Here is a 24,702-nt window from a genome sequence, read left to right on the forward strand (position 1 = left end):
GGCTGATGTCTGAATTTATTACGGTAGCTCGCCCCTACGCCAAAGCAGCTTTTGACTTTGCCGTTGAGCACCAAAGCGTTGACCGTTGGCAGGATATGCTGACGTTTGCCGCTGAGGTGACGAAGAACGAACAAATGGCAGAGCTTCTCTCTGGCGCGCTGGCGCCGGAAACGCTCGCTGAGTCGTTTATCGCAATCTGCGGTGAGCAGTTGGACGAAAATGGCCAGAACCTGATTAAGGTAATGGCTGAAAATAACCGTCTTAATGCGCTCCCGGATGTTCTTGAGCAGTTTATTCACCTGCGTGCAGCCAGTGAGGCTATCTCTGAGGTAGAAGTCACTTCTGCCAATGCACTGAGTGATGAACAGCTTACGAAGATTAGTGCAGCGATGGAAAAACGTCTGTCACGCAAAGTTAAGCTGAATTGCAAAATCGATAAGTCTGTAATGGCAGGCGTAATCATCCGTGCGGGTGATATGGTCATTGATGGCAGCGTACGCGGCCGTCTTGAGCGCCTTGCAGACGTCTTGCAGTCTTAAGGGGACTGGAGCATGCAACTGAATTCCACCGAAATCAGCGAACTGATCAAGCAGCGCATTGCTCAGTTCAGTGTTGTGAGTGAAGCTCACAACGAAGGTACTATTGTTTCTGTAAGTGACGGTGTTATCCGCATCCACGGTCTTGCTGACTGTATGCAGGGGGAAATGATCTCTCTGCCGGGTAACCGTTATGCTATCGCACTGAACCTGGAGCGCGACTCCGTAGGTGCAGTTGTGATGGGTCCATACGCTGACCTCGCCGAAGGCATGAAGGTTAAGTGTACGGGTCGTATTCTGGAAGTTCCGGTTGGCCGTGGCCTGCTGGGTCGTGTGGTGAACACTCTGGGTTCCCCAATTGACGGTAAAGGTCCGGTTGATAACGATGGCTTCTCGCCAATCGAAGTTATCGCACCAGGCGTAATCGAACGTCAGTCCGTAGATCAGCCGGTACAGACCGGTTATAAATCCGTTGATGCCATGATCCCAATCGGTCGTGGTCAGCGTGAGTTGATCATCGGTGACCGTCAGACCGGTAAAACCGCGATGGCAATCGATGCCATCATCAACCAGCGTGACTCCGGCATCAAATGTGTGTACGTGGCTATCGGCCAGAAAGCGTCCACCATTTCTAACGTGGTTCGTAAACTGGAAGAACACGGCGCACTGTCCAACACCATCGTTGTTGTGGCGACCGCGTCTGAATCTGCTGCACTGCAATATCTGGCACCTTATGCTGGTTGCGCAATGGGCGAATACTTCCGTGACCGCGGTGAAGATGCACTGATCGTTTATGATGACCTGTCCAAACAGGCTGTTGCTTACCGTCAGGTTTCCCTGCTGCTCCGTCGTCCACCAGGACGTGAAGCATTCCCGGGCGACGTATTTTACCTCCACTCCCGTCTGCTTGAACGTGCTTCCCGCGTTAACGCGGAATACGTTGAGAAATTCACCAATGGTGAAGTTAAAGGTAAAACTGGCTCCCTGACCGCTCTGCCGATTATCGAAACCCAGGCGGGTGACGTTTCCGCGTTCGTTCCGACCAACGTAATTTCCATTACCGATGGTCAGATCTTCCTGGAAACCAACCTGTTCAACTCCGGTATTCGTCCGGCAGTTAACCCGGGTATCTCCGTATCCCGTGTAGGTGGCGCAGCGCAGACCAAGATCATCAAGAAACTGTCCGGTGGTATCCGTACCGCGCTGGCACAGTATCGTGAACTGGCAGCGTTTTCTCAGTTCGCTTCCGACCTTGACGAAGCTACGCGTAAGCAGCTGAGCCACGGTCAGAAAGTAACTGAACTGCTGAAGCAGAAACAGTATGCCCCAATGTCTGTTGCACAGCAGGGCGTGGTGCTGTTTGCGGCTGAACGCGGTTACCTCGAAGATGTGGAACTGGCGAAAATCGGTAGCTTCGAAGCCGCTTTGCTGGCTTACGTTGACCGTGATCACGCTCCGCTGATGCAAGAGATTAACCAGTCCGGTGGCTATAACGATGAAATCGAAGGCAAGCTGAAAGCTATCCTCGATTCCTTCAAAGCAACCCAGTCCTGGTAACGTCTGGCGGTCTGTCTTAGGGCGGACCGCAAGGCATTGAGGAGAAGCTCATGGCCGGCGCAAAAGAGATACGTAGTAAGATCGCAAGCGTCCAGAACACGCAGAAGATCACTAAAGCGATGGAGATGGTCGCCGCTTCCAAAATGCGTAAATCGCAGGATCGCATGGCGGCCAGCCGTCCTTATGCAGAGACCATGCGCAAAGTGATTGGTCACCTTGCGAATGGTAATCTGGAATATAAGCACCCTTACCTGGAAGAACGCGACGTTAAGCGCGTGGGCTACCTGGTGGTGTCGACCGACCGTGGTCTGTGCGGTGGCTTGAACATTAACCTGTTCAAAAAGCTGCTGGCGGATATGAAAACATGGTCCGATAAAGGCGTTCAGTGCGACATCGCAATGATCGGCTCTAAGGGCGTGTCTTTCTTTAATTCCGTAGGCGGTAACGTGGTTGCTCAGGTAACCGGTATGGGGGATAACCCTTCCCTGTCCGAACTGATCGGCCCGGTTAAAGTGATGCTGCAGGCCTACGATGAAGGTCGTCTGGACAGACTGTACGTTGTCAGCAACAAATTTATTAACACCATGTCTCAGGTTCCTACTCTCACTCAACTGCTGCCTTTACCGGCTTCAGAAGATGAAGAGTTAAAACAAAAAGCCTGGGATTACCTGTATGAACCAGACCCGAAACCGCTGCTGGATACCCTGCTGCGTCGTTACGTTGAATCTCAGGTTTATCAGGGCGTGGTAGAAAACCTGGCCAGCGAGCAGGCCGCACGTATGGTGGCGATGAAAGCCGCGACCGACAATGGCGGCAGCCTGATTAAAGAGCTGCAGTTGGTATACAACAAAGCTCGTCAGGCCAGCATTACTCAGGAACTCACCGAAATCGTCGGTGGTGCATCCGCGGTATAACCAGGTTAATTCGTAGAGGATTCAAGATGGCTACTGGAAAAATTGTCCAGGTAATCGGCGCCGTGGTTGACGTCGAATTCCCTCAGGATGCCGTACCGCGCGTGTACGATGCTCTTGAGGTTATGAATGGTAAAGAGAGCCTGGTGCTGGAAGTTCAGCAGCAGCTCGGCGGCGGTATCGTACGTACCATCGCCATGGGTTCTTCCGACGGTCTGCGTCGTGGTCTGGAAGTTAAAGACCTCGAGCACCCGATCGAAGTCCCGGTAGGTAAAGCAACGCTGGGTCGTATCATGAACGTTCTGGGTCACCCGATCGACATGAAAGGCGATATCGGAGAAGAAGAGCGTTGGGCTATTCACCGCGCAGCACCTTCCTATGAAGAGCTGTCCAGCTCTCAGGAACTGCTGGAAACCGGCATCAAAGTTATCGACCTGATGTGTCCGTTCGCTAAGGGCGGTAAAGTTGGTCTGTTCGGTGGTGCGGGTGTAGGTAAAACCGTAAACATGATGGAGCTTATTCGTAACATCGCGATCGAGCACTCCGGTTACTCTGTGTTTGCGGGTGTAGGTGAACGTACTCGTGAGGGTAACGACTTCTACCACGAAATGACCGATTCCAACGTTCTGGATAAAGTATCCCTGGTTTATGGCCAGATGAACGAGCCGCCGGGAAACCGTCTGCGCGTTGCGCTGACCGGTCTGACCATGGCTGAGAAATTCCGTGACGAAGGTCGTGACGTACTGCTGTTCGTCGATAACATCTATCGTTATACCCTGGCCGGTACGGAAGTATCCGCACTGCTGGGTCGTATGCCATCAGCGGTAGGTTACCAGCCGACCCTGGCGGAAGAGATGGGTGTTCTGCAGGAACGTATCACTTCTACCAAAACCGGTTCTATCACCTCCGTTCAGGCGGTATACGTACCTGCGGATGACTTGACTGACCCATCCCCAGCAACCACCTTTGCTCACTTAGATGCAACCGTGGTACTGAGCCGTCAGATCGCATCTCTGGGTATCTACCCGGCAGTTGACCCGCTGGACTCCACCAGCCGTCAGCTGGATCCGCTGGTTGTTGGTCAGGAACACTACGACACCGCGCGTGGCGTACAGTCCCTGCTGCAGCGTTATCAGGAACTGAAAGACATCATCGCCATCCTGGGTATGGATGAACTGTCTGAAGAAGATAAACTGGTGGTAGCACGTGCGCGTAAAATTCAGCGCTTCCTGTCCCAGCCGTTCTTCGTTGCGGAAGTATTCACCGGTTCTCCGGGCAAATACGTTTCCCTGAAAGACACCATCCGTGGCTTTAAAGGCATCATGGAAGGCGAATACGACCACCTGCCAGAGCAGGCGTTCTACATGGTTGGTTCTATCGACGAAGCCGTAGAAAAAGCCAAAAAACTTTAACGCCTTAATCGGAGGGTGATATGGCAATGACTTACCACCTGGACGTCGTCAGCGCAGAGCAACAAATGTTCTCTGGTCTGGTCGAAAAAATCCAGGTAACGGGTAGTGAAGGTGAACTGGGTATTTTCCCGGGTCACGCACCGCTACTCACCGCCATTAAGCCTGGTATGATCCGCATCGTTAAACAGTTCGGTCATGAAGAGTTTATCTATCTGTCCGGCGGCATTCTTGAAGTGCAGCCTGGCAACGTGACCGTACTGGCTGATACCGCGATTCGCGGGCAGGATCTCGATGAAGCGAGAGCCCTGGAAGCGAAACGTAAGGCTGAAGAGCATATTAAGAGCTCTCATGGTGACGTGGATTACGCTCAGGCATCTGCGGAACTGGCCAAAGCGATCGCGAAACTGCGCGTTATCGAGTTGACCAAAAAAGCGATGTAACACCGGCTTGAAAAGCACAAAAGCCAGTCTGGTTTCCAGGCTGGCTTTTTTTGTTTTGTTGCATAAAACATTTAAAGTGAAATCTGTTTTGTGATTTAGATCAAAAAAAGTTGATTGGTTAAAAAATGCGGCGTAGACTCTTTTTATGTGATGAATATCACATAATTAACTCAAATAAAAAGAGATGCCAACATGAAATTACTCAATAAAATCATCGCCATGTTCAGCAATATGAGCTTTTAGCTTTTACCTGCCCGTCCTGTGGCGCGATGCTTGATACGGTTTATCAGTCAGCGCCACTTGTTGTTATAGATCCTCTCTTCCTCCTCTTCTCCCTCAACTTTTTATTTTCGCGTACGCATTTTCGGTTTCTTACTGAATCACATAAATAAAATCGGACTTTGCATGTGTAACTCTTTATTCATGCGGTAAAAAAATAGCAAAAACATTAACCTAAGGCTTTAATAAGAGCATGCTCCTGGTTTTTGGGAGACAAAAGGCGCCGATATAGTCGAAAATAGTGAGTTAATAGTTAGGGATTTTCCCCTATTGAACGTTTTATCTTCGGCCCATTTCATGATGAAAAAAATGTAGTATTTTCAATATGAAAGGGTATAAATTCGTTCTCAAATGACAGTCAGGATGTGTATGTTGAATAATGCTATGAGCGTCGTGATCCTTGCCGCAGGCAAAGGTACACGTATGTATTCCGATCTTCCTAAAGTGCTGCACACTCTCGCAGGAAAAGCGATGGTGCAGCATGTTATTGATGCCGCTAATGAATTAGGCGCAACTCATGTACACCTGGTCTACGGGCACGGTGGTGATTTGCTTCAGCAGACGTTGAAAGATGGCAATCTGAACTGGGTTCTGCAGGCAGAGCAGTTGGGAACCGGTCATGCTATGCAGCAGGCTGCACCGTTCTTTGGTGATGACGAAGACATTTTAATGCTCTATGGCGATGTGCCGTTAATCTCCACTGAAACGTTACGCCGCCTGCGCGATGCTAAACCTCAGGGGGGTATTGGCTTATTAACCGTAAAACTGGACGACCCAACCGGCTATGGGCGCATTACGCGTGATAACGGCAGCGTTACTGGCATCGTTGAGCATAAAGATGCGACCGACGAGCAACGCAAGATCCAGGAAATTAACACCGGCATCCTGATTGCCAATGGCGCTGATATGAAGCGCTGGTTATCTAAACTGACCAACAACAACGTGCAGGGTGAATATTACATCACCGATATCATTGCGATGGCGTACCAGGAAGGTCGTGAAATTGCTGCGGTACATCCGGCACGTATTAGCGAAACCGAAGGGGTGAACAACCGCCTTCAGTTATCCCGTCTTGAACGTGTCTATCAGTCCGAACAAGCAGAGAAACTGCTGTTAGCTGGCGTTATGTTACGCGATCCCGCACGTTTTGATCTTCGCGGTTCGCTTATTCACGGGCGCGATGTTGAAATTGATACTAACGTTATCATTGAAGGTAACGTAACCCTTGGCGATCGCGTCAAGATTGGTACTGGCTGCATTATCAAAAATAGCGTAATTGGCGATGGCTGTGAGCTTAGCCCGTACAGCGTGGTGGAAGATGCCCATCTGGAAGCGGCCTGTACTATCGGGCCTTTTGCGCGTCTGCGTCCGGGTGCTGAGCTGCAGGAAGGCGCACACGTGGGCAACTTCGTCGAAATGAAAAAAGCGCGTCTGGGTAAAGGTTCTAAAGCCGGTCATCTGACCTATCTGGGCGATGCTGAAATTGGCGATAACGTGAACATCGGCGCGGGGACGATCACCTGCAATTACGATGGTGCTAATAAATTTAAAACCATTATTGGTGATGATGTGTTTGTGGGTTCGGATACTCAACTGGTGGCGCCTGTCACCGTGGGTAAAGGCGCGACGATCGCCGCTGGAACCACAGTGACGCGTAATATCGCTGATAACGAACTGGTATTAAGCCGTGTACCGCAGGTCCATAAACAAGGTTGGCAGCGCCCGGTTAAGAAAAAGTAAGTGATTTTTGCCGGATGGCGGCCTACGTGCGATGACGTTCTGTAGGCCTGATAAGCGTGAGTGCCATCAGGCAGACAAGAGATGAGGGGATAACATAATCCTCCGCTCAACAAGCAGTACCATAAAAATAACCCCACTCTCTACAAGGCTCGGGGCGCCCGGAAAGGGTATTACCCAAAGTATTTCGCGCTGTAGCAAGGCGGCAAGCTTGGGAATCTACGGGAGCTTACTAAAGTAAGTGACCGTAGTGAGCAAGCGTAGCCAACGTAGCTGCGGAGTGAAAGACGAAGGGGAAACAGGTCAGCGACAACGACAGGCATAATGCCTAAATTCGGAATCAAAAAATATGTGTGGAATTGTTGGCGCTATCGCGCAGCGTGATGTAGCTGAAATCCTTCTCGAAGGTTTACGTCGTCTGGAATATCGTGGTTATGACTCAGCCGGTCTGGCCGTCGTCGATGCTGAAGGTAACATGACCCGTCTGCGTCGTCTGGGTAAAGTGCAGATGCTGACTGCTGCTGCGGAAGAACATCCGTTGCATGGTGGTACAGGTATCGCTCATACCCGTTGGGCGACACACGGTGAACCTTCAGAAGCGAACGCGCATCCTCATGTTTCTGAACACATTGTGGTGGTGCATAACGGCATCATCGAAAACCATGAACCACTGCGTGAGCTGTTGAAAACGCGTGGCTATACCTTTGTTTCTGAAACCGACACCGAAGTGATTGCTCACCTGGTGCATTGGGAGCTGGAACAGGGCGGTACACTGCGTGAGGCGGTATTGCGTACTATTCCGCAGCTGCGCGGTGCCTACGGCACAGTGATCATGGATACCCGTAATCCAGAAACTCTGCTGGCGGCGCGTTCTGGTAGCCCGCTGGTTATCGGTCTGGGCATGGGTGAAAACTTTATCGCTTCCGACCAGCTGGCTCTGCTGCCGGTAACCCGTCGCTTTATCTTCCTGGAAGAGGGCGATATCGCCGAGGTAACGCGTCGTTCAGTCTCTATTTTTGACAAGACTGGCGCGGAAGTTAAACGTCAGGATATTGAATCTAATCTGCAATACGACGCGGGCGAAAAAGGTATTTATCGCCACTACATGCAGAAAGAGATCTATGAGCAACCGAACGCGATAAAAAATACGCTGACCGGGCGTATCAGTCATGGCGAAGTGGATTTAAGTGAGCTTGGCCCTAATGCCAATGCGTTGCTGTCTCAGGTCGAGCATATCCAGATTATTGCCTGCGGCACCTCATACAACTCAGGCATGGTATCCCGCTACTGGTTTGAGTCGCTGGCCGGCATTCCTTGTGATGTGGAAATTGCTTCTGAGTTCCGTTATCGCAAATCCGCTGTGCGTCGTAACAGTTTGATGATTACCCTGTCTCAGTCCGGTGAAACGGCGGATACCCTGGCGGGTCTGCGCTTATCTAAAGAGCTGGGCTATCTGGGGTCGCTGGCAATCTGTAACGTTCCAGGCTCTTCTCTGGTACGTGAATCTGACCTGGCGATGATGACCAATGCCGGGACCGAAATCGGCGTGGCCTCCACGAAAGCATTTACCACCCAACTGACTGTTCTGCTAATGCTGGTGGCGAAGCTGGCTCGTCTGAAAGGTCTGGATGCGACTATTGAACAAGAGATTGTTCACGGGTTACAGGCGCTGCCGAGCCGTATTGAGCAGATGCTGTCACAGGACAAGCGTATTGCCGCACTGGCGGAAGACTTCTCTGACAAACACCATGCACTGTTCCTTGGTCGTGGCGATCAGTACCCCATTGCGCTGGAAGGCGCCCTGAAGCTGAAAGAGATTTCTTATATTCACGCAGAAGCGTATGCCGCTGGTGAGCTGAAGCACGGTCCGCTGGCGCTGATTGACGCGGATATGCCGGTTATCGTGGTTGCACCGAACAACGAGTTGCTGGAAAAACTGAAATCCAACATTGAAGAAGTGCGTGCCCGTGGCGGCCAGTTGTACGTCTTCGCCGATCAGGATGCAGGATTTATCAGTAATGAAAATATGCATATCATCGAGATGCCGCATGTGGAAGAGGTGATTGCACCGATCTTCTATACCGTTCCGCTGCAACTGCTGGCGTATCATGTGGCGCTGATTAAAGGTACTGACGTGGACCAGCCGCGTAACCTGGCGAAGTCGGTTACCGTGGAATAAGCGATACCTCGCTGAACTGAAAATGCCCTGCTCAAAGCGGGGCATTTTTTTAAACGCGTTCTGTTTTTAATCAATTATCCCGCCTGTTTTATGTGACAAACCGTCATCTTCAGCTACTGTTTTCAGTGTCATAAAAAGAAAATTTTGCCGAAATATGATTGTCATACAATCTGTTAACTTACTGTTTTTATACAATTTTTAATTGTTCTTGGCGCATTATTTTTCATTGTCATAAAATTGTCATATTTCGTACATTTAACTGTCACCTGTTTGTCCTATTTTGCTCACAGTAGCAACTCAAACAACAATTTACGAAAACCGTGCAGGAGACATTATGAAAGTTATGCGTACCACTGTCGCAACTGTTGTCGCCGCGACCTTATCTATGAGCGCGTTCTCTGCCTTTGCTGCAGCGAGCCTGACAGGTGCTGGTGCAACTTTTCCTGCGCCAGTGTATGCCAAATGGGCTGATACTTATCAGAAAGAGACCGGTAGCAAAGTAAACTACCAGGGTATCGGCTCCTCCGGTGGTGTAAAACAAATTACCGCAAATACCGTTGATTTCGGTGCATCTGATGCGCCGTTATCTGACGAGAAGCTGGCTCAGGAAGGTCTGTTCCAGTTCCCGACAGTGATCGGCGGTGTGGTGCTGGCGGTGAATATCCCGGGCCTGAAGTCCGGAGAGCTGGTGCTTGATGGTAAAACTCTGGGCGATATCTACCTCGGCAAAATTAAGAAGTGGGATGATGAAGCCATCACCAAACTGAACCCGGGTCTGAAGCTGCCTTCTCAGAACATTGCCGTTGTACGTCGTGCAGATGGTTCCGGTACCTCCTTCGTCTTCACCAGCTACCTGGCGAAAGTGAACGAAGAGTGGAAATCTAAAATTGGCGCAGGCTCTACTGTGAACTGGCCGACCGGTCTGGGCGGTAAAGGTAACGACGGTATCGCTGCGTTCGTCCAGCGTCTGCCAGGCTCTATCGGCTACGTTGAGTACGCTTATGCTAAGCAGAACAACCTGGCATACACCAAACTGGTTACTGCTGATGGTAAGCCGGTAAGCCCGACAGAAGAAAACTTTGCTAATGCAGCTAAAGGCGCTGACTGGAGCAAAACCTTCGCTCAGGATCTGACTAACCAGAAAGGTGACAATGCGTGGCCAATCACTTCCACCACCTTCATCCTGGTTCACAAAGAGCAGAAGAAGCCTGAGCAGGGCGTTGAAGTGCTGAAGTTCTTTGACTGGGCGTACAAAAATGGCGGCAAACAGGCCAACGACCTGGATTACGCCAGCCTGCCGGACAGCGTGGTTGAGCAGATTCGTGCTGCATGGAAGACCAACGTGAAAGACAGCAGCGGTAAAGCGCTGTACTAAATACCCGTCATACTTCGAGCCGCAGCTGTGTTGGCTGCGCTTGTTCACTCCAGTCACATAGTAAATCTATGCTCCTGGGGATGAATGAGGGACATCCTTGTCCCTCACCGAAGGCAGCCTCCGGCTGTTCAAATTCGTTCCTGACGAATTTGTCACAAGCTTGCCGCCTTGCTGCAACTCGAATTATTTAGGGTATGGCATTACGTTAGCTGGGAAGCACGATAAAATGCGCGCTTCCTGGCCCAAACTTAAAGAGTGATTTATGGCTGCAACCAAGCCTGCTTTTAACCCACCGGGTAAAAAGGGTGACATGATCTTCAGCGCGCTGGTAAAACTGGCTGCGCTGATTGTGCTATTGATGTTGGGTGGCATTATTGTCTCTCTGATCATCTCCTCCTGGCCAAGCATCCAGAAATTTGGTTTCTCATTCCTTTGGACCAAAGACTGGGATGCGCCAAATGATATCTACGGCGCACTGGTACCGATTTACGGTACGCTGGTCACCTCACTTATCGCACTGCTGATCGCCGTCCCGGTGAGTTTCGGCATTGCTTTGTTCCTGACGGAACTTGCACCTGGCTGGCTGAGACGTCCGCTGGGTATCGCTATTGAACTGCTGGCGGCGATCCCGAGTATCGTTTACGGCATGTGGGGCCTGTTTATCTTTGCCCCGCTGTTTGCGACGTATTTCCAGGAGCCGGTCGGTAATATTCTTTCCAACATTCCGTTTGTTGGCGCACTGTTTGCTGGCCCGGCATTTGGTATCGGTATTCTGGCTGCTGGCGTGATCCTCGCCATCATGATCATCCCGTACATTGCGGCAGTTATGCGTGATGTGTTCGAACAAACGCCGGTGCTGATGAAAGAGTCGGCCTACGGCATCGGATGTACCACTTGGGAAGTTATCTGGCGTATCGTTCTGCCGTTCACTAAAAATGGTGTCATTGGCGGCGTAATGCTGGGTCTGGGTCGCGCGCTGGGTGAAACCATGGCGGTGACCTTTATCATCGGTAACACCTACCAGCTCGATAGCGCCTCGCTGTACATGCCGGGCAACAGTATTACCTCTGCGCTGGCGAATGAATTTGCCGAAGCGGAATCTGGGCTGCACGTTGCCGCGTTGATGGAGCTCGGTCTGATTCTGTTTGTGATCACCTTCATCGTGCTGGCGGCATCTAAGTTCATGATCATGCGCCTTGCGAAGAACGAGGGGGCACGCTAATGGCTACGCTTGAAATGCAAAACACCGCTCAGCTTGCGGAATCCCGCCGTAAAATGCAGGCGCGTCGTCGTCTGAAAAACCGCATCGCGCTGACGCTCTCTATGGCGACCATGGCGTTCGGTCTGTTCTGGCTCATTTGGATCCTGATGTCCACGATCACCCGCGGTATTGACGGTATGTCGCTGGCGCTGTTCACCGAAATGACGCCGCCGCCGAATACGGCAGGTGGTGGTCTGGCGAACGCCCTGGCCGGTAGCGGTCTGTTGATTCTGTGGGCGACCGTGTTTGGTACCCCGCTCGGTATTATGGCGGGTATCTACCTGGCTGAGTATGGGCGTAAGTCCTGGCTGGCTGAGGTCATCCGTTTTATCAACGACATTCTGCTTTCTGCACCATCCATCGTGGTCGGTCTGTTCGTTTACACCATCGTGGTAGCAAAAATGGAACACTTCTCCGGCTGGGCGGGCGTGATTGCGCTGGCGTTGCTGCAGGTACCTATCGTTATTCGTACCACTGAGAACATGCTCAAACTGGTTCCGGATAGCCTGCGTGAAGCCGCCTATGCGCTGGGTACGCCGAAGTGGAAGATGATTTCTGCAATCACCCTGAAGGCGTCTGTATCGGGCATTATTACCGGTATTCTGCTGGCAATTGCCCGTATTGCAGGTGAAACGGCTCCGCTGCTGTTTACGTCGCTCTCCAACCAGTTCTGGAGCACTGACATGATGCAGCCTATAGCCAACCTGCCGGTCACTATCTTTAAGTTTGCGATGAGCCCGTTTGCTGAGTGGCAGCAACTGGCCTGGGCCGGGGTACTGATTATTACCCTGTGCGTACTGCTGCTGAACATTCTGGCGCGAGTCATTTTCGCGAAGAAGAAACACGGTTAATTTTTACGGCGTGGCTGATGCGGCGCCGGATGAGGAAAAGATTGAAATGAGTATGGTTGATACTGCCCCGGGTAAAATTCAGGTTCGTGATTTGAACTTCTACTATGGCAAATTCCATGCCCTGAAGAACATCAACCTGGATATCGCGAAAAACCAGGTCACGGCGTTTATCGGGCCTTCTGGCTGTGGTAAATCGACGCTGCTGCGTACCTTCAACAAAATGTTTGAACTGTACCCGGAGCAGCGTGCGGAAGGTGAAATCCTGCTGGATGGTGACAATATTCTCACCAACACCCAGGACATCGCGCTGCTGCGTGCCAAAGTCGGCATGGTGTTCCAGAAGCCGACGCCGTTCCCAATGTCTATCTACGACAACATCGCGTTTGGCGTACGTTTGTTTGAGAAACTCTCGCGTGCGGATATGGACGAACGTGTGCAGTGGGCATTGACCAAGGCCGCACTGTGGAATGAAACCAAAGATAAATTACACCAGAGCGGGTACTCTCTCTCCGGTGGTCAGCAGCAGCGTCTGTGTATTGCGCGTGGTATCGCCATTCGCCCGGAAGTGCTACTGCTTGATGAGCCATGTTCAGCGCTCGACCCGATTTCTACCGGGCGTATTGAAGAGCTGATCACTGAGCTGAAAGAAGATTACACCGTTGTTATCGTTACCCACAACATGCAACAGGCAGCGCGTTGTTCCGATCACACGGCATTTATGTACCTGGGCGAGTTGATTGAGTTCAGCAACACGGACGATCTGTTCACCAAGCCCGCGAAGAAACAAACTGAAGACTACATCACCGGTCGTTACGGCTGATTCAGGAGCTTGTTGTGGATAACCTTAACCTTAATAAACATATTTCCGGCCAGTTCAATGCAGAGCTGGAAAGCATCCGTACCCAGGTGATGACTATGGGTGGCATGGTAGAGCAGCAGCTTTCTGATGCGATTACCGCCATGCATAATCAGGACAGCGAACTGGCGAAGCGCGTCATTGAAGGCGATAAAAACGTCAACATGATGGAAGTGGCGATCGATGAAGCCTGCGTGCGTATCATCGCCAAGCGTCAACCTACCGCCAGCGACCTGCGTCTGGTGATGGCGATTATCAAAACTATCGCTGAGCTGGAGCGTATTGGTGATGTGGCGGACAAAATTTGCCGCACCGCGCTGGAGAAGTTCTCGCAACAGCATCAGCCGCTGCTGGTAAGTCTGGAATCGCTGGGTCGTCACACCGTACAAATGCTGCATGACGTGCTGGATGCGTTTGCGCGTATGGATCTCGACGAAGCGGTACGTATTTATCGCGAAGATAAGAAAGTCGACCAGGAATATGAAGGCATTGTGCGCCAGCTGATGACCTACATGATGGAAGACCCGCGTACCATTCCAAGTGTGCTGACTGCGCTGTTCTGCGCACGTTCTATCGAGCGTATTGGTGACCGCTGCCAGAATATCTGCGAATACATCTTCTATTTCGTGAAGGGACAAGACTTCCGTCATGTGGGCGGCGATGAGCTGGATAAGCTGCTGGCGGGCAAAGATCCTAAAGAATAAGCGGTCCGCCGGGAACCCCCGGCGCCGCTGTTGTAGGCCGGATAAGGCGTTACGCCGCCATCCGGCATTCTGCGTAATGCTGCCTGATGGCGCTCCGCTTATCAGGCCTACGGTTTAACCGACGATGTTCCAACCCCGCGCCTTCCACAATTCCGGCAACTGTGCCAGATCGGTAAAGGTCGTGACTTTTGGGTTTTCGATCGGTTTATTATGCGGATCGGCACAGAAGTAGAACACTTCCATCCCGGCGGCAATTCCCGCCTGCGCGCCTGCGCTGGAATCATCAACCAGAATGCAGTTCTCAACGTTAACGTCCATTGCTTTTGCCGCATGGAACATCAGGGCCGGATCGGGCTTCCAGCGTTGGATATCGTAGCCGCTGAATAGTAAATCAGGAAAATGGTGCAGCATGCCCAGCTTACCCAGCGAATGCTGCATTTTGCTGACCGGACCGTTTGAGACCACGCACATTGGCACTGTCATGCTGTCCAGCAGAGCATTTGCCCCAGCGATAACCTCCAGTTCCGAGTCGAACAGGCGTGCGACCTCTGCGCGGTAAACGGGCTCTAAATCGGCTTTCGCCAGCGTAACGCCGTGCTCTTCGTTGATGATATCGATGATTTCGTAGAGTTTTACGCCTTTAAAGCGTTTAAACACCTCTTCGAGATCGAGTTTGATACCAAACTCCTGGAACATGGCGACATACGCCCGGGAACAGATCACTTCACTATCGACCAGCGTACCGTCGCAGTCAAAAAATACCGCTTCTATCTGGGACATGCCTTCCTCTTATCGCTAGTTTAACGTTTACGTCATGCTTATTTACGCCACGCAATCGTTGCCGTATAAGCAAAATCAATGAAAAAAGTTGCTCATAACCCAACCCTATTGTCGCATTTTGGTATAGGATAGCGACGAATTTTCCCTCCTTGTTCGGAAATTGATAATGAGTCAACAACACACAACCCAGGCTTCTGGCCAGGGGATGCTGGAACGCGTGTTCAAACTGCGCGAGCATGGCACAACGGCACGGACCGAAGTGATCGCCGGTTTAACCACCTTCCTGACGATGGTGTATATCGTTTTTGTTAACCCGCAAATTCTTGGCGTGGCTGGCATGGATACCAGCGCCGTCTTTGTTACCACCTGCCTTATTGCTGCATTTGGTAGCATCCTGATGGGGCTTTTTGCCAATCTGCCGGTTGCGCTGGCACCTGCTATGGGCCTGAACGCATTCTTTGCCTTCGTGGTCGTTGGCGCGATGGGCCTGTCATGGCAGATAGGTATGGGCGCAATCTTCTGGGGTGCGATAGGTCTGCTGCTGCTGACCATTTTCCGCGTACGTTACTGGATGATTGCCAATATCCCGGTGAGCCTGCGCGTGGGGATCACCAGCGGTATCGGTCTGTTCATCGGTATGATGGGGCTGAAAAACGCCGGCGTTATCGTCGCCAACAAAGACACGCTGGTATCTATCGGCAATCTGACGTCCCACAGCGTACTGCTCGGCATTCTGGGCTTCTTTATCATCGCGATTCTGGCGTCACGTAATATTCATGCGGCGGTGCTGATCTCTATCATCGTGACCACGCTGCTGGGTTGGATGCTGGGTGATGTCCATTACAGCGGGATCGTCTCCGCGCCGCCGAGCGTGATGTCGGTTATCGGGCATGTTGACCTGGCCGGTTCGTTTAACATTGGCCTTGCGGGCGTGATTTTCTCGTTCATGCTGGTGAACCTGTTTGACTCCTCCGGTACCCTGATTGGCGTGACGGATAAAGCCGGTCTGGCAGACGCGAAGGGCAAGTTCCCACGCATGAAGCAGGCGCTGTTTGTCGATAGCGTGTCGTCTGTTACCGGCGCGTTTATCGGTACCTCCTCCGTTACCGCCTATATTGAGTCTTCTTCCGGGGTTTCTGTTGGTGGGCGTACCGGCCTGACCGCGGTCGTTGTCGGTCTGTTGTTCCTGCTGGTTATCTTCCTGTCGCCGTTGGCGGGAATGGTGCCGGGATATGCCGCCGCAGGTGCGCTGATTTACGTTGGTGTCCTGATGACATCAAGCCTGTCGCGCGTGAAGTGGGATGACCTGACTGAAGCGGTTCCAGCGTTTATTACCGCCGTGATGATGCCGTTTAGCTTCTCGATCACCGAAGGTATTGCGCTGGGCTTTATCTCTTACTGCGTGATGAAAATAGGTACCGGACGTTTCCGCGATCTCAGCCCGTGCGTCATCGTTGTCGCGCTGCTGTTTGTACTGAAGATTGTGTTTATCGACGCGCACTAAAATATCGGTCTGGACAACGGCCCGCCAGGCATCGTTGCTGGCGGGCTTTTTCTTTTAGGCTTTCACGCGCTGAATGTAGTCGCCAAATGCGGTCAGCTGACCGGTCAGATGGTCCAGCGTGCTTTGGTCGATCACTTCACCCGCCTGCGGGTCCACTTTATTCTGAATCACGCCGCCCATAAATTCCGGCTTGTTCATTACCATCGCGTCGAGGAACACCAGGATTTGACGCAGATGATACTGGCAGCGCGCGCCGCCAATGGCGCCCATGGAGCTGGTCTGGATCAGCACCGGTTTGCCGGATAATGGTTGATCGGGCAGGCGGGATAGCCAGTCGATGGCATTTTTCAGCCCGCCAGGAACAGAATAGTTGTATTCCGGTGTGACGATAACGACGCCGTCAGCCTTCCTGATTTGTTCCGCCAGCGCTTCTACACTTGCCGGAAAACCCTCTTCCTGCTGGAGGTCGGCATCGTACAGAGGAATATCCCCAATCGACGGTAATGCATTCACTTCCATCCCCGCGGGGGCAATTTTTGGCAGCGTACGGGCAACCATTCCATTAAACGAACCCTTGCGCAGGCTCCCCAGTAACGTAACAACATTCAATGTTTCAGACATGGTTACTCCTGTTTCATCATGAAGGTTAAATCAAAGCGTATGGCTCTTCGCTGCGCATAATTGTGAGAACCGGATCAGGCGACCCGTTGGCTCATTGGCGCGTGTCTGGATATCAGGCAAGCTTTTCCAGTCCTGTTTACCATCAAACTCCCAAACGTTGAGTTTTTCAATGGTTGGCGTGACCGCGACCGACCACACCAGCACATCTTCGGCATCGCAAATGGCTTCTATCTGCGTAACGTGAGCACATCTCAGACGGCCCGCACCCGGTAACAGCTGGAGTTCACGTGGATCGTCATTGCACACGTCGCCAGTGAGCTTGAGAACGCTCTGGCGTAACGTTATGAGCTGCGCACGCGCTTCATTGGGGTCGTTTTGATTATTGATCCACAGGTTTTCGTTACTGGAAAAGCGGTAGGAATCTGTGGCATTCGGGGTATGGAACCCGCGAGTTGCCCGCTGAAGCTCCATATCCAGACCGCATGAACCTTCTGTGGTAAGCGCGACGCCGACAATATTCCCGGCATAGGAAATCGAAAAGCCAGGCAGGTTTTTATCGCGAAAAACGGGCTTACCTTTCGCCTCAGTAACAATCTCGGGCAATGTGCTGGTGCCGTATAGCATGAACATCAGTTCTGCGAGAAGACTTCGGGAGGCCAGGAAGCGTGTTCGGCGGTGAGCGGGCAGATCTCTTGCTTCAATGTGACATGGAGTAGGGAGACGAACTGAAACCAGGTGTCCCTCCGTAAGAATCCCTCTGGCAAAATGTGTCGCCATTTTTCGCTCCGTGATTAATGGTCCGTGATTATTATCAGAGTAACATTTACGCGGCTTCCAGGCAGGCTTTACTGCCCAAAAAGTAAACGGAATCGGGATACATTACGCGACATTTACATTTCCAGCGCCAGGGAGGTTAATAAAACAACAATATAGCAAAGGATCTTCATGACATCTCGCGATAGAGTGCCTTGATCGTCTCTTTCAGCCATACGATCTTAGGATTGTGGCTGTTGCGTTTATGCCAAAGTAGGGTGAACGGGACGCGCATTTTTTCCAGTTGCGCCGTATCAAATGGCATCGGCCGCGCAACGAGCGGAAGCTGGTGGAGTTGATTGTAACGCTGACAATAGACCGGGGCGGTGGCTATCAATGCGTGATCGGGCTGCGCGGCCATAAACAGCGACTGCTCAAAGCCTGGCAGACACAATGCGATGTTACGCGCACGCCCCATCTCCTGAAGCACATCGTCCAGCGCCCAGGTGTCGCTCTGCTCCCAGCTAATGCTGATATGGGGATAGCGCAGGAATGTTTCCAGATTCCACTCTTCCTGTAATGCCGGGTGGTCTTCACGCAACCAGACGCAGGGGAGATCGGAAAACAGGACCTCGTGGTCGATCGATAACGGTAGCAGACTCAGTAATTCACGCGAGCGCGGGTGACTTTCACGTCCGGTAAAGCCGATATCCACCTCGCCACGGATAATGGCATCCAGCGAATCGTAATCCCAGTTGCGCACTTTGATCGTTGCCTGTGGATAACGTTGGTAGATCTGTTGGGAGAGCGCGTTAAACATGATCATCACCAGCGGCGTTTCAGCCACTAAATCAAACTTCAGCCCACGTGGTGCTTCATGGTGTGGCTTATCGAGCAATTGATTGCCCATCTGCATCCACTCCGCCAGGCTCTGTTCCATGTTGAGCATCAGCGGCGTTGGCGTCAGCCCAAGCGGGGTATTCACAAACAATGGATCGTCAAACCAGGCTCTCAGCTTCGACAGCGATTTGCTGACCGCCGACGGCGTGACGTTCATCCGTTTGGCGGTTTTAGTGACGCTGCGTTCCTGCATCAGGAGTTGCAGGCAGAGCAGTAAATTAAGATCGAGACTGCTGAGGGATTTCTTCATGAGTTGGTGTGGGCCGGTTTGGTGCAACAGTGATAATCAGCATGATACTCACTATGCTACAGCCAATCAGAATCCCGATCAGCATATTCAGTGCGTCGAGACCGAGGATGGCAGCCAACCAAATCCATAGCGATGAACCGCAAACCTGGGCAATGCCTAATGCCGAGCTGGCGACGCCTGCGCGCAGCGAGAACGGCCCCAGCGCCTGGCTCATGGCAACGCCGAAACCGACCGAGAATCCGGCGCAGATTAAGGTTAACCCGAACAACGTTACCGCGTGCGTACTGGCAAGGATTAACACGATGCCCGCAGCCAGGAACAAGACCTGTGAAGTCAGCATCAGGATGCGGGGTTTAAAAATACTCAGTGCGAATGGCGTAGAGAAAGAGACCGCCATACTGATGCCTGCGGTCATGGCCATGGTAGTGGCGTACTCGCCGCGGTCGAAGCCCATAACTTCCATCAGCAGCACCGGAGACGTATTCACGAAGGTCAGGATCACCGACACGCTGAGGGTGGTAATGGCCAGACGGCTTAAGAAAAAACGGTTTACCAGCGACTCTGCGCGATGATCGCTCTGCGTAGAGGTCGAGAGCGTCGCTGGGCGCGATTCTCGCAGGATAAACACCGACAGCAGGCAAACGACCACGCCCATGCCCATCATCGTGTAGAACAGGCTCTGCCACGGGTATTTGAGCATGATCAGATGCCCCATCACCGGAGCCAGCACCGGCACGATACAGGTAATACCGTTCAACAACGACAGTACCTTCGCCCGGCGACGATCGTCGAGCGTATCGCGCAGGATGGCGAAAGCCACCACATAACAGCAGCCGGCGCCCACACCCTGAATAAAGCGGCCTGCGAGAAACGGGGTACCGCTTTCGGCGAACGAACACAGCGAGGAGGCGACAATAAAAATGAGGGCACCGACAATGGCGACCGGTTTACGACCCGACTGGTCAGCAATTTTTCCGGCGAACAACATCGCCGTCGCCATTCCCGCCAGATAAACCGAAAACGCGATATGCAACTGCGCCTCGCTGGCCTGTAAATCGGCAGCAATACGGGGCAATCCCACCAGATACATATCAATACCGGCGGGATAGAGGAGAACCAGGGCAAAACTGCAGATTAGAAAGCGTGTCATAGCGACCTCATGAGGAAAGTGGCGCTAAGAATACGGGGAGAGGGTTGTCTGTGCGAGTTGCCATTTGGACAACAGTGATTTCCGCATGGGAAATTGTTGTTGCCGGATGGCGGTATAAACGCCTTATCCGGCCTACGGGGCCTGTGGGCCCGGTAAGCATCGCGCCACCGGGCAATACAACATTACTTACCAATACAGAAGCTGGAGAAAATCCGTCCCAGCAGATCGTCGGAGGTAAATTCCCCGGTGATCTCACTGAGGTTTTGCTGCGCCAGACGCAACTCCTCTGCCAGCAATTCTCCGGCCCATGCGCCAAGCAGTTGAGCTTTACCCTGCTCGAGATGCTCCGCCGCTTCTGCCAGCGCCTGCAGGTGACGACGACGCGCCAGGAAGCCACCTTCCATATTGGTTTCAAAGCCCATGCTCTGTTTGAGATGGTTACGCAGTACGTCAACACCTTCACCGGTACGTGCGGAGAGGCGAACCAGTGAGTGGCCATTTACTTCGCTAAGGCCCAGCGTCTCACCGGTAATATCCGCTTTGTTACGTACCACGGTAATTGGCAGTTTGGCTGGCAGACGGGCAATAAAGTCTGGCCAGATGTCAGCCGGGTCCACGGCGTCGGTGGTGGTGCCATCCACCATAAACAGCACACGGTCGGCTTGTTCGATTTCCTGCCACGCACGTTCGATACCAATGCGTTCAACTTCATCGCTGGCATCGCGCAAACCAGCAGTGTCGATGATGTGCAGCGGCATACCGTCGATATGAATATGCTCACGCAGCACGTCGCGAGTCGTCCCCGCAATATCGGTCACAATAGCCGCCTCACGGCCAGCCAGCGCGTTCAGCAGGCTCGATTTCCCGGCGTTAGGGCGACCGGCAATGACTACCTTCATCCCTTCGCGCAGCAGGCTGCCCTGACGCGCTTCGGCACGAACGGCATCAAGATCGCTGATAACGCTATTGAGCTGGGCTTCAATCTTGCCGTCAGACAGGAAGTCGATTTCTTCATCCGGGAAATCAATCGCCGCTTCGACATAGATGCGCAGGTGAGTGAGCGCTTCCACAAGATGATTTACCCGTGCGGAAAATGCGCCCTGCAACGAATTCAGCGCCGAGCGAGCGGCTTGCTCTGAGCTGGCATCGATCAGGTCGGCAATGGCCTCGGCCTGGGCTAAATCGAGCTTATCATTGAGAAAAGCTCGCTCGGAGAATTCACCTGGTCTGGCAATGCGTAGCCCGGGAATGGTCAGAATACGTTTGAGCAGCAGGTCAAGAATCACCGGACCTCCGTGGCCCTGAAGCTCTAAAACGTCTTCGCCGGTAAAGGAGTTCGGGCCGGGGAACCACAGGGCAATCCCCTGATCCAGCGTGCTGCCATCCGCGTCTTTAAACGGCAGATAATCGGCATAACGCGGTTTTGGCAGTTTCCCCAGTACGGTTTCTGCGACCTCGCGCGCCTTCAGGCCGGAGATACGCAGGATACCCACGCCACCACGTCCCGGTGGGGTGGCCTGAGCGACGATGGTGTCGTTATGGCTCATGGTTTGTCTCTTCTTAATGCAATAAAAAAGGCGGTCTAATGACCGCCCTTTACTTTATGTTCCGTTTGCCGGATGGCGGCTTCGCCTAATCCGGCCTACACCGAATCAGGAGTTTTTCTTCTCGCGGCTATGCAGGCCACGCTTCTCCAGACCACGGTAAATCAGCTGCTGCTGAATAATGGTTACCAGGTTGCTGACGATATAGTACAGCACCAGACCTGACGGGAACCACAGGAAGAACACGGTGAAGATGACCGGCATAAAGGTCATGATCTTCTGCTGCATCGGGTCGGTCACGGTGGTCGGAGACATCTTCTGAATGAAGAACATCGTCACGCCCATCAGGATCGGCAGGATGTAGTACGGGTCCTGTGCGGACAGGTCATGGATCCACAGCGCGAACGGCGCATGACGCAGCTCAATGGAGCCCATCAGCATGTAGTACAACGCCAGGAAGATTGGCATCTGGATGATCAGCGGGAAGCAGCCGCCCAGCGGGTTAACCTTCTCAGCTTTGTACAGGGCCATCATTTCCTGGCTCTGACGCTGTTTGTCATCACCCAGACGCTCACGCATTGCCTGAATCTTCGGCTGCAGCATACGCATCTTCGCCATGGAGGTGTACTGCGCTTTGGTCAGCGGGTACATGATGCCACGAACGATAAAGGTGATAACGATGATGGAGAAGCCCCAGTTACCCAGGAAGCTATGGATCCATTTCAGCAGTTTGAACAGCGGCTGAGAGATGAACCACAACCAGCCGTAATCCACGGTCAGATCCAGGTGCGGTGCAACGGCCGCCATTTTATCCTGAATTTCCGGGCCGACCCACAGGGTGCTGGTCATCGCGCCAGTCTGACCAGGCTGTACCAATACCGGCTGTGATTTATAGCCGATAGCGGCAATGCCGTTACCCAGGTTAGCGGTATAGAAGTTGTTGGTGCCGTCGTTACGCGGAACCCATGCCGTGGCGAAATACTGTTGCAGCATTGCAACCCAACCGTCTTTAGCATTGACGTTCAGGTTTTCGTTGTCAGCAATGGTGTCGAATTTGTATTTCTCATACTTCTCATCTGGCGTGGAGTACGCCGCGCCACGGAAGGTGTGCAGCGCAAAGTTGCTGCTACCGGTGTCACGATGAGATGGCAGATTGATGGATTGCTTCAGCTGACCAAAGGTGGAGACTTCCAGCGGTTTTTCGCCGGCGTTCTGCACGCTGTAGTTAACGTTGACAGCATATTCACCACGCTTGAGTACAAACGTTTTAGTGAATGTGTTACCCGCTGCGTCAGTATAGGTCATCGGGATCTGCAGTTCGTTCTGACCGTCAGCCAGTACAAACGCGTCTTTTTCGACGTTGTACAGCGGACGCGGGCCGTTAGCCGGGTTATCCGGGCCGTCACGACCTGTCAGGCCACTTTGTGCCTGGTAGATGAACTGTGGCGTGGTTTCCAGTAACTGGAACGGTTCGGTAGAACCCAGTTCTTTCGGGTAAGCTGGCAGTGAAGCCTGTTCCACATCACCACCACGGGTGTTGATGGTCAGATCAAGCACGTCAGTTTTAACCGTAATCAGTTTCCCCTGGCCACTGGCCGGTACGCCCTGGTCGGCGGCGCTACCCGCTGCGGTGGTCGTTGTCTGCGTGGTCTGTTGGGCCTGAGGTTGCGGATTTTTATCCTGCTCCCAGGCTTGCCAGATCATGAAAGACACGAACAGCAAAGCGATGACTAAAAGATTGCGTTGCGAATCCATCGTTAGTGTTCTCTGGTATCAAATGGTCCGGGCGGGACGGGATCGTCACCACCAGGGTGTAAAGGGTGGCATTTTAATACGCGTTTCACCGTCAACCAACTGCCTTTTATCACTCCAAACCTGCGCAATGCCTCAATTCCGTAGCTCGAACAGGTTGGAGTGAAACGGCAATGCGGCCCAAGCAGCGGACTGATCAGGCGTTGATAGACCCGAATGAGGGCTATCAGGACCCGCGAGCCAGGCGACAATGGCGACGCCATAATTTTTCCAACGCTTCCGAGAGAGCACGGTTATCGAGGTCAGCAACCCCTTTTTTCGCCACCACCACGAAATCCATTGCTGGAAGCTCGTGCTGACGTAAACGGAAGCTTTCACGCGTCAGACGTTTAATCCGATTACGTTCATGCGCACGTTTAACATTTTTCTTGGCGACGGTAAGACCGATACGGGGATGCCCCAGCGAATTCAGGCGGCCGAGGATGGTGATTTGCGGCGTGCCAGCCCGTTGTGGCTGCTGGAAGACGAATGTGAAATGAGTGGGAGTTAACAAACGTAACTCCCTGGGAAATGCGAGCTTAACCACTCAGGGGCTAGCTTTTATTACTTAGAAACGGTCAGACGAGAACGGCCTTTAGCACGACGACGTGCCAGAACCTGACGACCATTTTTATTTGCCATACGAGCACGGAAGCCGTGAGAACGGTTGCGCTTCAGTACAGACGGTTGAAAAGTGCGTTTCATGGCGATTTCTACCTAAACTTGAATAAATTCACTGACTTTTGCGTATACCCGAACGAATTTCGAACGACTTACGCCACAGTGTGGGTGATTAAAGAGGCCGGATTGTAATAATTGTACACTCCGGAGTCAATTCTCTTTCCTTATATCCCGTTTTTTTTCACGTGGTTTTGTGTAAAAAACAGGCAGCGTTGACGCCGTAAGGCGACCGTTACTCGCTGGGGGTAAGAATTATACGGGCTGGTGGATAAAGCGCAAGGATCGCACGGGATCTTTATTAGATCGTTTAAGCAGTAAAGCATCTTTACTCATTAATTTTTTCAATATGCGCGCGAAAACCTGCAGCACTTCTCCAGGATCGTTTACACTTAGCCGATTCTGGATCATCCTGTGGATAAATCGGGAAGAATCTGTGAGAAACAGAAGATCTCTTTCTCAGTTTACGCTATGATCCGCGGTCCCGATCGTTTCAATGGATCCTGATCGGGTAAAAATTGCAGATAGCAATTCGCACGTCACCCTTTGCATAGGGTCTTGTCGATGTGCGTCAACAATCATGAATGTTTCAGCCTTTGTCATTTATCGACTTTTGTTCGAGTGGAGTCCGCC

23 protein-coding genes are annotated in these 24,702 nt (G+C 52.3%); 13 read left to right on the forward strand and 10 right to left on the reverse strand.

The annotated features are described in order from the left end of the window. Positions 1–5 precede the first annotated feature (5 nt). The 12 genes from atpH to phoU all read left to right on the forward strand — a co-directional run bounded on the left by atpH (position 6) and on the right by phoU (position 14,098). A complete protein-coding gene (gene atpH, locus G8S19_RS22305) occupies positions 6–539 on the forward strand; it encodes a F0F1 ATP synthase subunit delta (RefSeq protein ID WP_048213786.1) in 534 nt (177 codons plus the stop codon). Between the two features lie 12 nt (positions 540–551). Then, complete coding sequence (atpA, locus tag G8S19_RS22310; protein WP_003827026.1) at positions 552–2,093, forward strand: F0F1 ATP synthase subunit alpha; 1,542 nt, start codon at positions 552–554, stop codon at positions 2,091–2,093. Between the two features lie 50 nt (positions 2,094–2,143). Further along, positions 2,144–3,007, forward strand: coding sequence for a F0F1 ATP synthase subunit gamma (gene atpG / locus G8S19_RS22315; RefSeq protein ID WP_005121458.1), 864 nt, complete (start codon positions 2,144–2,146; stop codon positions 3,005–3,007). A 26-nt stretch (positions 3,008–3,033) separates the two neighbouring features. Beyond that, positions 3,034–4,416 carry a F0F1 ATP synthase subunit beta gene (gene atpD / locus G8S19_RS22320; RefSeq protein WP_003023806.1) on the forward strand — a complete coding sequence of 461 codons (1,383 nt, stop codon included), beginning with the start codon at positions 3,034–3,036 and terminating at the stop codon, positions 4,414–4,416. Between the two features lie 20 nt (positions 4,417–4,436). Then, positions 4,437–4,856: a F0F1 ATP synthase subunit epsilon gene (locus G8S19_RS22325; protein WP_005121460.1), complete on the forward strand. Its 420-nt coding sequence runs from the start codon at positions 4,437–4,439 to the stop codon at positions 4,854–4,856. A gap of 648 nt (positions 4,857–5,504) precedes the next feature. Next, the gene (gene glmU / locus G8S19_RS22330; RefSeq protein WP_048213785.1) at positions 5,505–6,875 is read left to right on the forward strand and encodes a bifunctional UDP-N-acetylglucosamine diphosphorylase/glucosamine-1-phosphate N-acetyltransferase GlmU; all 1,371 of its coding nucleotides are present in this window, start codon (positions 5,505–5,507) and stop codon (positions 6,873–6,875) included. 346 nt (positions 6,876–7,221) lie between these two features. Then, a complete protein-coding gene (glmS, locus tag G8S19_RS22335; RefSeq protein ID WP_048213784.1) occupies positions 7,222–9,051 on the forward strand; it encodes a glutamine--fructose-6-phosphate transaminase (isomerizing) in 1,830 nt (609 codons plus the stop codon). Between the two features lie 334 nt (positions 9,052–9,385). Next, positions 9,386–10,426: a phosphate ABC transporter substrate-binding protein PstS gene (gene pstS / locus G8S19_RS22340; RefSeq protein WP_048213783.1), complete on the forward strand. Its 1,041-nt coding sequence runs from the start codon at positions 9,386–9,388 to the stop codon at positions 10,424–10,426. Between the two features lie 262 nt (positions 10,427–10,688). Further along, positions 10,689–11,648, forward strand: a complete 960-nt coding sequence (gene pstC / locus G8S19_RS22345; protein WP_048213782.1) for a phosphate ABC transporter permease PstC — start codon at positions 10,689–10,691, stop codon at positions 11,646–11,648. Continuing rightward, entirely contained in the window at positions 11,648–12,538 is an 891-nt protein-coding gene (gene pstA / locus G8S19_RS22350) for a phosphate ABC transporter permease PstA (protein WP_101742132.1), read from the forward strand. Before pstC ends, pstA begins: the two co-directional genes overlap by 1 nt. A gap of 46 nt (positions 12,539–12,584) precedes the next feature. Further along, on the forward strand, positions 12,585–13,358 hold the full coding sequence (gene pstB, locus G8S19_RS22355; protein WP_003023821.1) for a phosphate ABC transporter ATP-binding protein PstB: 774 nt from the start codon (positions 12,585–12,587) through the stop codon (positions 13,356–13,358). Positions 13,359–13,372: 14 nt separating this feature from the next. After that, complete coding sequence (gene phoU / locus G8S19_RS22360; RefSeq protein WP_003023824.1) at positions 13,373–14,098, forward strand: phosphate signaling complex protein PhoU; 726 nt, start codon at positions 13,373–13,375, stop codon at positions 14,096–14,098. A 114-nt stretch (positions 14,099–14,212) separates the two neighbouring features. On the opposite strand, the gene yieH is transcribed toward phoU, so the two are convergent. After that, on the reverse strand, positions 14,213–14,878 hold the full coding sequence (gene yieH / locus G8S19_RS22365; RefSeq protein ID WP_115644232.1) for a 6-phosphogluconate phosphatase: 666 nt from the start codon (positions 14,876–14,878) through the stop codon (positions 14,213–14,215). Positions 14,879–15,044: 166 nt separating this feature from the next. Here yieH and adeP point away from each other — a divergent pair, with 166 nt between their 5' ends. Continuing rightward, the gene (gene adeP / locus G8S19_RS22370; protein ID WP_048213779.1) at positions 15,045–16,382 is read left to right on the forward strand and encodes an adenine permease AdeP; all 1,338 of its coding nucleotides are present in this window, start codon (positions 15,045–15,047) and stop codon (positions 16,380–16,382) included. A gap of 54 nt (positions 16,383–16,436) precedes the next feature. On the opposite strand, the gene G8S19_RS22375 is transcribed toward adeP, so the two are convergent. The 9 genes from G8S19_RS22375 to rpmH form a co-directional block, all read right to left on the reverse strand. Continuing rightward, positions 16,437–17,003 (reverse strand): NADPH-dependent FMN reductase, encoded by a 567-nt coding sequence (locus G8S19_RS22375; protein ID WP_048213778.1) that lies wholly within the window; start codon positions 17,001–17,003, stop codon positions 16,437–16,439. Between the two features lie 30 nt (positions 17,004–17,033). After that, complete coding sequence (locus tag G8S19_RS22380; RefSeq protein ID WP_253685887.1) at positions 17,034–17,780, reverse strand: 4'-phosphopantetheinyl transferase superfamily protein; 747 nt, start codon at positions 17,778–17,780, stop codon at positions 17,034–17,036. Positions 17,781–17,946: 166 nt separating this feature from the next. Further along, a complete protein-coding gene (gene yidZ / locus G8S19_RS22385; RefSeq protein ID WP_253685889.1) occupies positions 17,947–18,906 on the reverse strand; it encodes an HTH-type transcriptional regulator YidZ in 960 nt (319 codons plus the stop codon). Beyond that, positions 18,875–20,056 carry an MFS transporter gene (locus G8S19_RS22390; RefSeq protein WP_101742129.1) on the reverse strand — a complete coding sequence of 394 codons (1,182 nt, stop codon included), beginning with the start codon at positions 20,054–20,056 and terminating at the stop codon, positions 18,875–18,877. Before G8S19_RS22390 ends, yidZ begins: the two co-directional genes overlap by 32 nt. A gap of 182 nt (positions 20,057–20,238) precedes the next feature. Continuing rightward, positions 20,239–21,603, reverse strand: coding sequence for a tRNA uridine-5-carboxymethylaminomethyl(34) synthesis GTPase MnmE (mnmE, locus tag G8S19_RS22395; RefSeq protein WP_003844431.1), 1,365 nt, complete (start codon positions 21,601–21,603; stop codon positions 20,239–20,241). Between the two features lie 105 nt (positions 21,604–21,708). Further along, positions 21,709–23,355, reverse strand: coding sequence for a membrane protein insertase YidC (gene yidC / locus G8S19_RS22400; protein WP_048213774.1), 1,647 nt, complete (start codon positions 23,353–23,355; stop codon positions 21,709–21,711). Positions 23,356–23,357: 2 nt separating this feature from the next. Next, positions 23,358–23,615, reverse strand: a complete 258-nt coding sequence (gene yidD / locus G8S19_RS22405; RefSeq protein WP_003023846.1) for a membrane protein insertion efficiency factor YidD — start codon at positions 23,613–23,615, stop codon at positions 23,358–23,360. Further along, on the reverse strand, positions 23,579–23,938 hold the full coding sequence (gene rnpA, locus G8S19_RS22410) for a ribonuclease P protein component (RefSeq protein ID WP_003844432.1): 360 nt from the start codon (positions 23,936–23,938) through the stop codon (positions 23,579–23,581). The genes yidD and rnpA overlap by 37 nt, the downstream gene beginning before the upstream one ends. Before the next feature lie 17 nt (positions 23,939–23,955). Then, positions 23,956–24,096 carry a 50S ribosomal protein L34 gene (gene rpmH, locus G8S19_RS22415; protein ID WP_003023858.1) on the reverse strand — a complete coding sequence of 47 codons (141 nt, stop codon included), beginning with the start codon at positions 24,094–24,096 and terminating at the stop codon, positions 23,956–23,958. Positions 24,097–24,702 lie beyond the last annotated feature (606 nt).

Source organism: Citrobacter sp. SX206 (assembly GCF_024181025.1).
Taxonomy (GTDB): Bacteria; Pseudomonadota; Gammaproteobacteria; order Enterobacterales; family Enterobacteriaceae; genus Citrobacter; species Citrobacter youngae.

Bases quoted from the DNA above. Each gene is read 5' to 3' on its own strand.
- atpH (WP_048213786.1), top strand. From the start codon at position 6: ATGTCTGAATTTATTACGGTAGCTCGCCCCTACGCCAAAGCAGCTTTT.
- atpA (WP_003827026.1), top strand. From the start codon at position 552: ATGCAACTGAATTCCACCGAAATCAGCGAACTGATCAAGCAGCGCATT.
- atpG (WP_005121458.1), top strand. From the start codon at position 2,144: ATGGCCGGCGCAAAAGAGATACGTAGTAAGATCGCAAGCGTCCAGAAC.
- atpD (WP_003023806.1), top strand. From the start codon at position 3,034: ATGGCTACTGGAAAAATTGTCCAGGTAATCGGCGCCGTGGTTGACGTC.
- G8S19_RS22325 (WP_005121460.1), top strand. From the start codon at position 4,437: ATGGCAATGACTTACCACCTGGACGTCGTCAGCGCAGAGCAACAAATG.
- glmU (WP_048213785.1), top strand. From the start codon at position 5,505: ATGTTGAATAATGCTATGAGCGTCGTGATCCTTGCCGCAGGCAAAGGT.
- glmS (WP_048213784.1), top strand. From the start codon at position 7,222: ATGTGTGGAATTGTTGGCGCTATCGCGCAGCGTGATGTAGCTGAAATC.
- pstS (WP_048213783.1), top strand. From the start codon at position 9,386: ATGAAAGTTATGCGTACCACTGTCGCAACTGTTGTCGCCGCGACCTTA.
- pstC (WP_048213782.1), top strand. From the start codon at position 10,689: ATGGCTGCAACCAAGCCTGCTTTTAACCCACCGGGTAAAAAGGGTGAC.
- pstA (WP_101742132.1), top strand. From the start codon at position 11,648: ATGGCTACGCTTGAAATGCAAAACACCGCTCAGCTTGCGGAATCCCGC.
- pstB (WP_003023821.1), top strand. From the start codon at position 12,585: ATGAGTATGGTTGATACTGCCCCGGGTAAAATTCAGGTTCGTGATTTG.
- yieH (WP_115644232.1), bottom strand. From the start codon at position 14,878: ATGTCCCAGATAGAAGCGGTATTTTTTGACTGCGACGGTACGCTGGTC.
- adeP (WP_048213779.1), top strand. From the start codon at position 15,045: ATGAGTCAACAACACACAACCCAGGCTTCTGGCCAGGGGATGCTGGAA.
- G8S19_RS22375 (WP_048213778.1), bottom strand. From the start codon at position 17,003: ATGTCTGAAACATTGAATGTTGTTACGTTACTGGGGAGCCTGCGCAAG.
- G8S19_RS22380 (WP_253685887.1), bottom strand. From the start codon at position 17,780: ATGGCGACACATTTTGCCAGAGGGATTCTTACGGAGGGACACCTGGTT.
- yidZ (WP_253685889.1), bottom strand. From the start codon at position 18,906: ATGAAGAAATCCCTCAGCAGTCTCGATCTTAATTTACTGCTCTGCCTG.
- G8S19_RS22390 (WP_101742129.1), bottom strand. From the start codon at position 20,056: ATGACACGCTTTCTAATCTGCAGTTTTGCCCTGGTTCTCCTCTATCCC.
- mnmE (WP_003844431.1), bottom strand. From the start codon at position 21,603: ATGAGCCATAACGACACCATCGTCGCTCAGGCCACCCCACCGGGACGT.
- yidC (WP_048213774.1), bottom strand. From the start codon at position 23,355: ATGGATTCGCAACGCAATCTTTTAGTCATCGCTTTGCTGTTCGTGTCT.
- yidD (WP_003023846.1), bottom strand. From the start codon at position 23,615: ATGGCGTCGCCATTGTCGCCTGGCTCGCGGGTCCTGATAGCCCTCATT.
- rpmH (WP_003023858.1), bottom strand. From the start codon at position 24,096: ATGAAACGCACTTTTCAACCGTCTGTACTGAAGCGCAACCGTTCTCAC.